At 66.2% G+C, this 10041-nt stretch carries 11 protein-coding genes; all 11 read right to left on the reverse strand.

All coding sequences use genetic code 11. The features are described from left to right. Window positions 1–6: 6 nt before the first annotated feature. The gene (locus SK095_RS08845) at window positions 7–723 is read right to left on the reverse strand and encodes an ABC transporter ATP-binding protein (protein WP_201485654.1); all 717 of its coding nucleotides are present in this window, start codon (window positions 721–723) and stop codon (window positions 7–9) included. Next, window positions 720–1592 carry an ABC transporter ATP-binding protein gene (locus SK095_RS08850; protein WP_320548615.1) on the reverse strand — a complete coding sequence of 291 codons (873 nt, stop codon included), beginning with the start codon at window positions 1590–1592 and terminating at the stop codon, window positions 720–722. Before SK095_RS08850 ends, SK095_RS08845 begins: the two co-directional genes overlap by 4 nt. After that, window positions 1589–2857: a high-affinity branched-chain amino acid ABC transporter permease LivM gene (gene livM / locus SK095_RS08855; protein ID WP_201485656.1), complete on the reverse strand. Its 1269-nt coding sequence runs from the start codon at window positions 2855–2857 to the stop codon at window positions 1589–1591. The genes SK095_RS08850 and livM overlap by 4 nt, the downstream gene beginning before the upstream one ends. Next, window positions 2854–3768, reverse strand: coding sequence for an ABC transporter permease subunit (locus SK095_RS08860; protein ID WP_136488737.1), 915 nt, complete (start codon window positions 3766–3768; stop codon window positions 2854–2856). The genes livM and SK095_RS08860 overlap by 4 nt, the downstream gene beginning before the upstream one ends. A gap of 161 nt (window positions 3769–3929) precedes the next feature. Beyond that, window positions 3930–5054 (reverse strand): branched-chain amino acid ABC transporter substrate-binding protein, encoded by a 1125-nt coding sequence (locus tag SK095_RS08865; RefSeq protein WP_320548616.1) that lies wholly within the window; start codon window positions 5052–5054, stop codon window positions 3930–3932. A gap of 232 nt (window positions 5055–5286) precedes the next feature. Beyond that, window positions 5287–5439, reverse strand: a complete 153-nt coding sequence (locus SK095_RS08870) for a hypothetical protein (protein WP_320548617.1) — start codon at window positions 5437–5439, stop codon at window positions 5287–5289. A gap of 19 nt (window positions 5440–5458) precedes the next feature. After that, window positions 5459–5962 carry a hypothetical protein gene (locus SK095_RS08875; protein ID WP_320548618.1) on the reverse strand — a complete coding sequence of 168 codons (504 nt, stop codon included), beginning with the start codon at window positions 5960–5962 and terminating at the stop codon, window positions 5459–5461. Window positions 5963–6220: 258 nt separating this feature from the next. Continuing rightward, the gene (locus SK095_RS08880; protein WP_320548619.1) at window positions 6221–6721 is read right to left on the reverse strand and encodes a hypothetical protein; all 501 of its coding nucleotides are present in this window, start codon (window positions 6719–6721) and stop codon (window positions 6221–6223) included. 190 nt (window positions 6722–6911) lie between these two features. After that, window positions 6912–8024: a hypothetical protein gene (locus SK095_RS08885; protein ID WP_320548620.1), complete on the reverse strand. Its 1113-nt coding sequence runs from the start codon at window positions 8022–8024 to the stop codon at window positions 6912–6914. Window positions 8025–8099: 75 nt separating this feature from the next. After that, on the reverse strand, window positions 8100–8387 hold the full coding sequence (locus SK095_RS08890) for a hypothetical protein (protein WP_320548621.1): 288 nt from the start codon (window positions 8385–8387) through the stop codon (window positions 8100–8102). Then, complete coding sequence (locus SK095_RS08895) at window positions 8380–10041, reverse strand: hypothetical protein (protein WP_320548622.1); 1662 nt, start codon at window positions 10039–10041, stop codon at window positions 8380–8382. The genes SK095_RS08890 and SK095_RS08895 overlap by 8 nt, the downstream gene beginning before the upstream one ends.

Raw genomic sequence — 10041 nt, forward strand, 5'->3', positions numbered from 1 at the left:
CGCGCCTCAGTGCCCGCCCAGGTAGGCGCTGCGCACCTCGGGATTGCCGAGCAGCTCCGCCCCCGTGCCGGTGAGGCGGATCTCGCCGTTGACCAGCACGTAGCCGCGGTCGGAGAGCCTGAGCGCATGGTTGGCGTTCTGCTCGACCAGGAAGATGGTCATGCCGCCGGCGGCCAGCTCGCGCAGGGTCTGGAAGATCTGCCGCACCACCAGCGGCGCCAGGCCCAGCGACGGCTCGTCGAGCAGCAGCAGCCGCGGCCGGCTCATCAGCGCGCGGGCGATGGCGAGCATCTGCTGCTCGCCGCCGGAGAGGGTCATGGCGCGCTGCTGGCGGCGCTCCTCGAGGCGCGGGAACAGCGCGTACATGCGCCGCAGGTCCTCGGCGGCGTGCCGTTCGCCGACGGTGATGGTGCCCATCAGCAGGTTCTCCTCGACGCTCATGTCGGGGAACACCCGCCGCCCCTCGGGCACCTGGGCCACGCCGCTGGCGGCGACGTGGTGGGCGGAGCGGAAGGTGATGTCCTCGCCGGCGAGGAGGATCTGCCCGGCGCTGGCGCGCGGCTGGCCGAAGATCGACATCAGCAGGCTCGACTTGCCGGCGCCGTTGGCGCCGATCAGGCACACCGTCTCGCCCTCCTCTACCCGCAGGCTGACCCCGCGCAGGGCCTGCACCGGACCGTAGAACAGGTCGAGGTCGCGCAGCTCGAGCAGCGGCGCGCTCATGCCGGCTCCTCCTCGTCGGCGCCGAGGTAGGCGGCGATCACCTTCGGGTCGCTGCGGATCGCCGCCGGCGCGCCCTCGGCGATCACCTCGCCGTGGTCGAGCACCACGATGTGGTCGCAGATGCCCATCACCATGCCCATGTCGTGCTCGATCAGCAGCACGCTGAGGGCGTGCTGCTCGCGCAGGCGGCGGATGATGGCGCCGAGCGCCACGGTCTCGGCCGGGTTGAGGCCGGCGGCCGGCTCGTCCAGGCACAGCAGCTGCGGGCGGGTGCACATGGCGCGGGCGATCTCCAGACGGCGCTGCTGGCCGTAGGCCAGTTCGCCGGCCAGGCGGTTGGCGCAGTCGACCAGATCGACCAGCTCCAGCCAGTAGAAGGCATGGGCCAGCGCCTGCTCCTCGGCGCGGCGGAAAGCCGGGGTGTTGAGCACGCCGGCCAGCAGGCTGCGGTTCAGCCACAGGTGCTGGGCCACCAGCAGGTTCTCCAGCACCGACATCTCGCGGAACAGGCGGATGTTCTGGAAGGTGCGCGCCAGGCCGGCGCGGTTGACCCGGTGGGTGCCCCCGAACAGCTTGTACCACAGCCGGCTGGCGAACTGCCGCGGGCGCACGAAGTCGCCCGGGCGGAACGGCTCGCCGAGCACCTGCAGCACGTCGGTGCGGCGCCCGCGGGCGTTGAGCTGGATGCTGCCGGCAGTGGCGCGGTAGAAGCCGGTCAGGCAGTTGAACACCGTGGTCTTGCCGGCGCCGTTGGGGCCGATCAGCGCGGTGATCGAGCCGCGGCGCACGCCCAGGCTGACCTCGTGCAGCGCGCGGATGCCGCCGAACTGCATGCACAGGCGCTCGACGCGCAGGATCTCGTCGCTCATGGCGCCACCCCCGGGCGCGGTGCGAAGCCGCGCCGGCTGACGCGGATCAGCCCGCGCGGGCGCCAGATCATCATCAGCACCATGAGCATGCCGAACAGCAGCACCCGGTAGTCGGCGAAGCTGCGCAGCAGCTCCGGCGCCACGGTGAGGACGAAGGCAGCCAGCACCACGCCGAGGGTCGAGCCCATGCCGCCGAGCACGACGATGGCGAGGATCAGCGCCGACTCGAAGAAGGTGAACGAGCTGGGATTGACGAAGCCCTGGTAGCTGGCGAAGAACACCCCGGCCAGCCCGGCGGTGGAGGCGCCGAGCATGAACGCCGAGAGCTTGACCAGCACGTGGTTGAGGCCCAGCGCGCGGCAGGCGATCTCGTCCTCGCGCAGCGCCTCCCAGGCGCGGCCGATCGGCATGCGCGTCAGCCGCGTCTTGACGTGCAGCACCAGCAGCACGGTGAGCAGCAGCACCGCGTAGATGAACACGAACTTGAGGTTGGGATCGTAGGCGATGCCGAGGAACTCGTGGACCGGTACGCCGCCCTCCTTCGCCCGCCGGCCGAACTCCAGGCCGAGGAAGGTCGGCGCCGGCACCGGCATGCCGTTGGGGCCGCCGGTGAACGACAGCCAGTTGTTCAGCACCAGGCGGATGATCTCGCCGAAGCCGAGGGTGACGATGGCCAGGTAGTCGCCGTGCATGCGCAGCACCGGGAAGCCGAGCAGCGCGCCGGCCAGCGCGGCGGTCAGCGCGGCCAGCGGCAGCACGCTCCAGAAGCCGAGGCCGAGGTACTCGTAGCCCAGCGCCAGGCCGTAGGCGCCGATGGCGTAGAAGGCCACGTAGCCGAGATCGAGCAGGCCGGCGAGGCCGACCACGATGTTCAGGCCGAGGCCGAGCAGCACGTAGATCAGGCCGAGGATGACCACGGTGAGCAGGTACTTGCTGGCCAGCAGCGGGAAGATCGCCGCCGCCAGCAGCACCAGCGGGATGGCCCAGCGCAGCGCCGAGCGCTGCCCGGGCGGCAGCACCTGCACGCCGGCGCCGCCGCCGTCGAAGCGCTGCAGCCAGCGCCGGCCGCTCGCCGTGTGCAGGAACAGGCCGAGCAGCAGGCGGCCGAGCATCACCGCGCCGACCAGCACGGCGAGCCGCGCCGGCTCCAGGGTGAAGCCGTAGCCGTCGAGCACCACGCCGACGATGGGGCCGAACACCACCAGGGCGAGCAGCCCGGCGAGGACGGTGTCGAGCAGCACGTGACGCAGGTCGGCGCCGCTCATACCTTGGTCACCTGCGGCCGGCCGAGCAGCCCCTGCGGGCGGAAGATCAGGATCAGCACCAGCAGCGAGAAGCTGAACACGTCCTTGTAGTCTGTGTTGACCAGCCCGGAGAACTGCGCCTCGGCGACGCCGAGCAGCAGGCCGCCGAGCATGGCCCCCGGCAGCGAGCCGATGCCGCCGAGCACCGCGGCGGTGAACGCCTTGATGCCGATGACGAAGCCGGCGTAGAAGTCGAAGGTGCCGTAGTTGAGGGTGATCAGCAGGCCGGCCAGCGCGGCCATGGCCGCGCCGATGACGAACACCGCGCTGATCACCCGGTCGGTGTCGATGCCGAGGATCTGCGCCATCCGGCGGTCCTGCTGGGTGGCGCGGCACATGCGGCCCAGGCGGGTGCGCTGGATCACCCAGGTCAGCGCGGCCATGCCGGCGAAGGCGGCGACCAGGATGAACACCTTGGTGTAGCTGATCTGCAGGAAGCCCTCGCCGACGTGCAGGCGGAAGGCGCCGTCGAGCAGGGTCGGCACGCCCTGCTGGCGCGCGCCCTGGCTGAGCTGCACGTAGTTCTGCAGGATCAGCGAGATGCCGATGGCGCTGATCAGCGGCGCCAGGCGCGTGGAGTTGCGCAGCGGCCGGTAGGCGATGCGCTCGATCACCCAGCCGTAGGTGGCGGTGACCGCGACGGTGAACAGCAGGGTGGCGAAGATCAGCAGCGGGAAGGAGTGCAGGCCGAAGAAGCCGAGCAGCGCCAGGCCGATGGCCGACAGGTAGGCGCTGATCATGTACACCTCGCCGTGGGCGAAGTTGATCATGCCGATGATGCCGTAGACCATGGTGTAGCCGATGGCGATCAGCCCGTAGACCGCGCCCAGGGTCAGGCCGTTGACCAGTTGCTGCAGGAAGATGCCGTCCATGCGTGTCGCCTCAGGGGAGAACTGTGGGAGGGCGGGCCTGCAGCACCGTAGGGTGGAAAACGACCGCAGGTCTTTTCCACCACCTCACGCTTTCGGTGGAAAACCGCTGCGCGGGTTTTCCACCCTACGGATCGGAGATGCCCGCCTTTACCGGACTCGCCTCATGGCAACTGGTGGTACTTGCCCTGGTCGTCCCACTGGTAGAGCACGTAGTCGCTGACCTTGAGGTCGCCCTTGGCGTCCCACGCCTTGGGCCCCATCACCGTCGGCACGCTGTTGCTCTTCAGCCACTCGCTGGCCTTGGCCAGATCGTTGGAGCCGACCGCGTTGAAGGCCGCCGCCATGGCCTGCAGCGAGGCGTAGGCGTACAGGGTGTAGCCCTCCGGCTCGTAGCCGCCGGCACGCAGCTTCTCGATCACCGCCTGGCCGTCGGCGATCTTGCGCGGGTCGGCGCCGAAGGTCATGTAGGCGCCCTTGACGTACTGCGGCCCGCCGGCGGTGGTGACCATCTCGTCGGTGACCACGCCGTCGCCGGAGACGAAGTGGGCGGTCAGGCCCTGCTCGCGCATCTGCCGCAGCAGCGGACCGGCCTCCGGGTGCAGGCCGCCGAAGTAGACCACGTCGACCTCGGCCGCGCGCAGCTTGGTGACCAGCGCGTTGAAGTCCTTCTCGCCGCGGGTCAGCCCCTCGTAGAGCACCTCGCTGACACCGCGCTCCTTGAGCCGCGCGCGGGTGGCGTCGGCGATGCCCTGGCCGTAGGTGTCCTTGTCGTGGATCAGCGCCACCCGCTGGCCCTTGAGGGTGTCGACGATGAAGTCGGCGGCGACCTGGCCCTGCTGGTCGTCGCGCCCGCACATGCGGAACATGCCGGTCAGGCCGCGCTCGGTGACCTGCGGGTTGGTCGAGCCGGGGGTGATGGTGAGGATGCCGGCCTCGTCGTAGACCACCGAGGCGGGGATGGTCGACGACGAGCAGAAGTGACCAATCACCCCGGCGACCTGCTCCTGGTCGACCAGGCGGTTGGCCACCGCCACCGCCTGCTTCGGCTCGCAGGCGTCGTCGCCCTTGACCAGCTTGATCGGCTCGCCGTTGATGCCGCCGGCGGCGTTGATGTCGGCCGCCGCCTGGGTCGCCCCGCGCCAGTACTGCTCGCCGATGGCCGCGCTGGGGCCGGTGTGCGGCCCGGCCACGCCGATCAGCACGTCGGCGTGGACCTGCGAAGACAGGCCCAGCGCGGCGCCTACCGCGAGGGCGAGAAAGCCTTTTCCTGCAATCTTCTGCGTCATGGAGAGCTCCTGGGTAGGGGGAATGGTGCTCGCAGGTATCCGGCAAGGGGCATGCCGACCCTCTGCAGAATCGGCATAACACACTCCACCTCTATGTTTTTAGCCTATGAAGCGCACCTGCGCAGGGCGCCCGGGCGTTTTCTTCGGCCATTTCCACCCGGGCCTTCCCGCCTCTCGCGCGTCGAGGTAGTCGATTTCCGGATAGTCGGCGACCACCGTCGCCATCCCCGGCTCAGCCGATCAACCCCATGAACTCCTCTTCAGCGATCTGCCGCACCCCCAGCTCTTCGGCCTTGTCCAGCTTCGACTTACCCGGCTTCTGGCCGACCACCAACAGCGTGGTCTTCGAGACAGGGCTGACATGTTCGGGGCTCCTTGCAGTCATGGTTCGTCCATGCAGACACTTATTCTTCGTCTTCGCCCGATCTCTCGAAAACGTCGGGGAATGCCGCCTGTACCGCGGGCGGCACATGGGACAGCCATCTTTCGAACACGGCCTGCTCGTCGACTTCCTCATCCTCGTCATCGCTCTCCAAGTCGATGGTCTCGAAGAAGCGCTCGCCCTTGTCGTTCAGGGCATAGTATTCATTGAACCCCCACTCGTGACCGATATACCCATAAACCTCGATCCCCTGACCTGTCTTGAGCAGCGACTGCATCGCGCTCATCCACTGATCGCCAAAGACGCACACATAGAGAAAGCCTCTCTTGCGCTTGATCCCCTCGTCGCTGAACGTAACGCCTTCGCAGAACCGCAGTAGCGGGTGACTATCTACTAGCGAGACGATGCCCGCCGCCGCGAACAGCGCCGACATGCCCTCCCAGGTGATCGTATTCCCACCATCCAGCATTGCCTCCAGAACGGCGGCAGGCGCCTTGATCAAGATGGGTCCAGATGCTTCCGACATTGTTGCCTCCTTGCAGTTGAGTGCTCATCAAGAAAAACCGGCCTGCCACCCCCGGCTCGGGTGCCGGCAGGCCTTCAGTCCAGCGCCGGCCGCAACGGCCGACGCATATCCGCTTCAGCCGGGCTCTGCGACCAGCCCCGCCACCGTCTCCAACCGCCGCGCCGTGGCCACCCACGCCGCCAGGTCGAGCAGCGCCCGTGCCGGCAATTCAGAAAAACAAATCTGTCCCCTTTCTCCAAGGAGTGATCGTGGTAATACTCATTCGTCGGGGCATTCGATTTCCGGATAGTTGACTACCGCCAGTTGCCCATAAGCATCAATGTAATAGCGCTCGCCGACGGGCTGGAGTTCTCCTTTATTATCCCTCACCAACTCGCTCTCATCACAGGTGATTAGAGCCTCGACTTCAGTACAACCCGCCTCATACAACATGGAAACTAGCATTCGCACCATATTGGTGCCTTCGGTACCGGAGATCATGAAAACCCTTACCCGATTATCCTCGACGTCAAGACCTTCGACAAAAGGTAGCGGAGGTTCGCAGATACGACACTGCTCAGCCAACCAGCGCTGCCAGTGAGGCCCATCCAACTCATCGAAGCGCTGCCACCAGCTCTGCAGACGCTCTACACACTGATCTACGACAGAAAACAGCGGTTTCCCGGTGCGGGATACTGCCATCCCGCAGCTGATCCGCGGCATTCCACCCACCCAGAAGGGGTCATCGGTGGTGAAGCTAAGCTCAATATAATTTTCCACGTATTGCCCTCAAACTATTCAGGAAGCGCCCTGATTTATTCGACAGCATCTTCCGGAGTGGCTGCTGCTCGTTGAAAACTTGAGCGACTTTAGAAAAACAAATCTGTTCCCTTTGCTTGATTTTTCCTGACAGACAAATCTGCCAATTCGACAGAATTAAGCAATGGAGTGACCTTTATTGCCATTGAATTCAGAAAGGACGATACGGAGAGACGTAAGGCTTTTTCCAGTTGAAACACTGAATATCACCAGATAGCGGGTGATAAACCACCCAATTATCGCCCACTTGGATAGTATTGGCGACTACTCCGACAGAGGCTTGCCACACTTCCTCACCAGTATACTTATCCCAAGCACGCGGCCGGCGCTCCTCCAAGCCAAAAACCAAATCTCCGTCAGTATTGGCAGCAAGCATACTCCAATTACTCTTTCGCCCCCAAAGCAACGAACCATCGACCGTAGACAAACACAGCACCAATCCGATACTGCCAGAACTACTCAACACCAGAGTATCTTCCGAGGCACTGATGGCGTGTGGAAATGCAATATCTTTGTACTTCAAACCAGCCAGCAGCACCTGCATAAAGTCGCTAGTCAAATAGGAGAATTCAGCATCCACGGAAAAGGTCTTAAGATCAATGACCAGCACATGACTACCAGCCAACACATAGAGCGTGTCGCCAAACCTTGACACCACCGTCCTCGGGGTGCTGCCAGGAAACTCGTAGCGCTCCAAAGACACTTCCAATTTTACTGCCATTTCAGAAACAGAATATATGCAGAAGACTGGCGAAGAGAGCCGCACACCATAAATCAATCCGTCAGAACAGGGCATAAAATATTGAACATCTACATCGACATGTCCAACAACAACACCACCCTTAACGACATCCAAACCTTGGCCATAATCATTCCAACCATATGCACGATAAATTTTCCCATCGTCGCACACAAAACGGCCATCTCTCGACCAACCTGGATTGGCAAGCCCATCATACTCACTGTAGAGTAGCTGCCATTGGACCACATCAATAAGCTCCGGCACTTTCCCATAAACATGCAGCAAGTTACCCACCAGAAACATCGGACGCCACTGCGCCTCTGCATCTCTAACCAGCAATTCAGGTTCGTCGTCTTCAGCCCCAGAGAAATGCTGCAGATCAAACACCTTGAAGTAGCGCTTACCTTTTCTATCGCCATACTGCACATACAATCTGTCATCAGCTAAAGCAACAGATACAACACCATCAAATTTCTGCGCAAAGCGGAACTTTGCCTTATGCGCTGGAATACCCACTGCCATATCAAGCCCCATTCTTCATAGTCAACGGATCGATAGTTTAAAAAAAGCAAAAAAGGGGGAAAGATTTGTTTTCCATCAATCCTTGGCCTCCCCCGCCACCGCCGCCAACCGCCGCGCCGTGGCCACCCAGGCCGCTAGGTCGAGCAGCGCCCGTGCCCGCGTCGGCAGTGCATCCTGCTCGTCGAGCACTTTGGTCAGCAGGCGGCACACCGCCCCCCAGCCGAGCAGTTCGCCCTGCTCGCCCCAGGCGCGGCCTTCGGCCAGGAGGGGCTGGCCGGCGCAGGACAGGCCGGCGGCCTGCACGCGGGCGAGCCAGTGCTGGCCGGCGTCCAGCCAAGCCTGCAGGTCGTCGTCTTTACGCATGGGAAACTCCTCTGGAGGTCGCGAGCCGGGGTGCGCTCAGGTGCAGGAGTCCGGGCGCGCCGGCCCAGCGCACGCTGATCGGCGCGAGCACGACGAGCCCGCCCTGCAGACTGAGGCGGCCGAACACCTCGCTCGGCACGTGCCCGGCCGCCAGGCCGGCCTGCAGCCGGCGACAGGCCAGCTCCTGGAAGCCGGCCAGCTCGCCGCGCAGGGTGAAGGGGATGCCGTTCTGGTCGCACAGCGGCAGCGACCAGCGCTGCAAGGCGCGGTCGCTGTGCAGCTCGCCGACTTCGCCGACCGCCAGCCGCGCCAGCAGCGGCGGCGGACGCTGCCAGGGGTCGGCGCGCAGGCGCTCGCCGAGGCCCTGCAGCAGGGTCGCCAGATCGTCCGCCGGGCAAACCGGCGCCGCGTCTTCGGCAACGCTCAGACGGGTACCGTCGCGGGCGGACAGGCGGCCGTCGGCGCTGGCCCAGCCGCACTCCAGGCGGTGGCCACGCTGCAGCAGCGTCGCCACGCCGACGCCGGCCAGCCGCGCCTGTTCGAGCGCCGCGGCGGGCTGCCATTGCGGATCGAGGTCGCGGGCGCGCGACTCCGACCAGCTGAAATAGCGTCCGCTTTCCGGCGCGTGGAAATACACGGAAAAGCCGCGCTGACCGGCCAGGGTTTCCCACACCTCGGCGCCGATGCCGTGCAGCAGCAGGCCGTCGAGGCGCCGGTAGCTGCGCCGGTGCACCCCGGCCAGCTCGGTGAACGGCCGCGGCATCGGCTCCCGGCGCAGGCCGCGGGCCAGCACCCACACCGCCGCCAGTGCATCCGGCAGGCGCTCGGCGGCGCCCCCGCGGCGGGCCTGGTCGTCGCGCAGCAGCTGCACCAGCCCCTGCAGGGTCGCGCCCAGGCGCGGCAGGTCGACCTGTCGTAGCTCGGTGGCCAGCGCCTCGCCCTGGTCGACGAAGGCCGGCCCGACCCCGGCGCTGCCCTGCAGTACCAGCGCGACCAACCAGTCTTCCAGCTGCGCCAGGCGCGCCCGCGCCGGCGCCTCCAGGCCGAGCGCCGGCAGTTGCGGGATGGCCGCGCCGGCCGCCTGGCGCGCCTGCACCACCACCAGCGCGCGGTGGGCGCAGCTCGCCGCCTTGCAGGTGCAGGTGGCTGCGGCCAGCCCGCCGGCGCGGGGGACGCGCACGGTGGCCTCCTCCGGGTCGAGCAACTGGCCGACCAGGCCGGCGGCGCCCTCCTCCAGCTCGGCCTCGAAGCTGCGCGCCAGCCATTGCAGGGCGCGGCGGGTGGCGGCGGCGCCGAAGGCCTGTTCGATGCTCGCGGCCTCGCCCTCCAGCCAGGGGCGGGCAGGCGCCCGCTCGACAACCTCGCCAGCGCCGCCCCCGGCCTGCGCCAGCAGGCGCGCGCGCAGGCCGAGGAGGAAGGCGCACAGGTGGTGACAGGGGCCGAAGGCCGGGCAGTCGCAGGCGAGCTGGGCGAAACCGACGCCGCCCAGGCGCTGGGTATGGCCTTCGATATTGGCCGCGGCGGCGTCCGCCGCCAGCGTCCACTGCGCGCTGTCGCAGGCCGCCAGCGTCTTGGCGCCGCGCTTGAGCAAGCCCTTGTTGGCCCAGTCGGCGATGGCGGCATCGTCGAGGGCGTGTAGCCATTGCTGCAGCAT

This window comes from Pseudomonas sp. AN-1 (genome assembly GCF_034057115.1).
In the GTDB taxonomy this organism is placed as follows: Bacteria; Pseudomonadota; Gammaproteobacteria; order Pseudomonadales; family Pseudomonadaceae; genus Geopseudomonas.

Excerpts from the sequence above, each read along its gene's own strand:
- livM (WP_201485656.1), bottom strand. The coding sequence starts at position 2,857 with ATGAGCGGCGCCGACCTGCGTCACGTGCTGCTCGACACCGTCCTCGCC.
- SK095_RS08870 (WP_320548617.1), bottom strand. The coding sequence starts at position 5,439 with ATGACTGCAAGGAGCCCCGAACATGTCAGCCCTGTCTCGAAGACCACG.
- SK095_RS08865 (WP_320548616.1), bottom strand. The coding sequence starts at position 5,054 with ATGACGCAGAAGATTGCAGGAAAAGGCTTTCTCGCCCTCGCGGTAGGC.
- SK095_RS08895 (WP_320548622.1), bottom strand. The coding sequence starts at position 10,041 with ATGCTGCAGCAATGGCTACACGCCCTCGACGATGCCGCCATCGCCGAC.
- SK095_RS08860 (WP_136488737.1), bottom strand. The coding sequence starts at position 3,768 with ATGGACGGCATCTTCCTGCAGCAACTGGTCAACGGCCTGACCCTGGGC.
- SK095_RS08875 (WP_320548618.1), bottom strand. The coding sequence starts at position 5,962 with ATGTCGGAAGCATCTGGACCCATCTTGATCAAGGCGCCTGCCGCCGTT.
- SK095_RS08885 (WP_320548620.1), bottom strand. The coding sequence starts at position 8,024 with ATGGCAGTGGGTATTCCAGCGCATAAGGCAAAGTTCCGCTTTGCGCAG.
- SK095_RS08845 (WP_201485654.1), bottom strand. The coding sequence starts at position 723 with ATGAGCGCGCCGCTGCTCGAGCTGCGCGACCTCGACCTGTTCTACGGT.
- SK095_RS08850 (WP_320548615.1), bottom strand. The coding sequence starts at position 1,592 with ATGAGCGACGAGATCCTGCGCGTCGAGCGCCTGTGCATGCAGTTCGGC.
- SK095_RS08890 (WP_320548621.1), bottom strand. The coding sequence starts at position 8,387 with ATGCGTAAAGACGACGACCTGCAGGCTTGGCTGGACGCCGGCCAGCAC.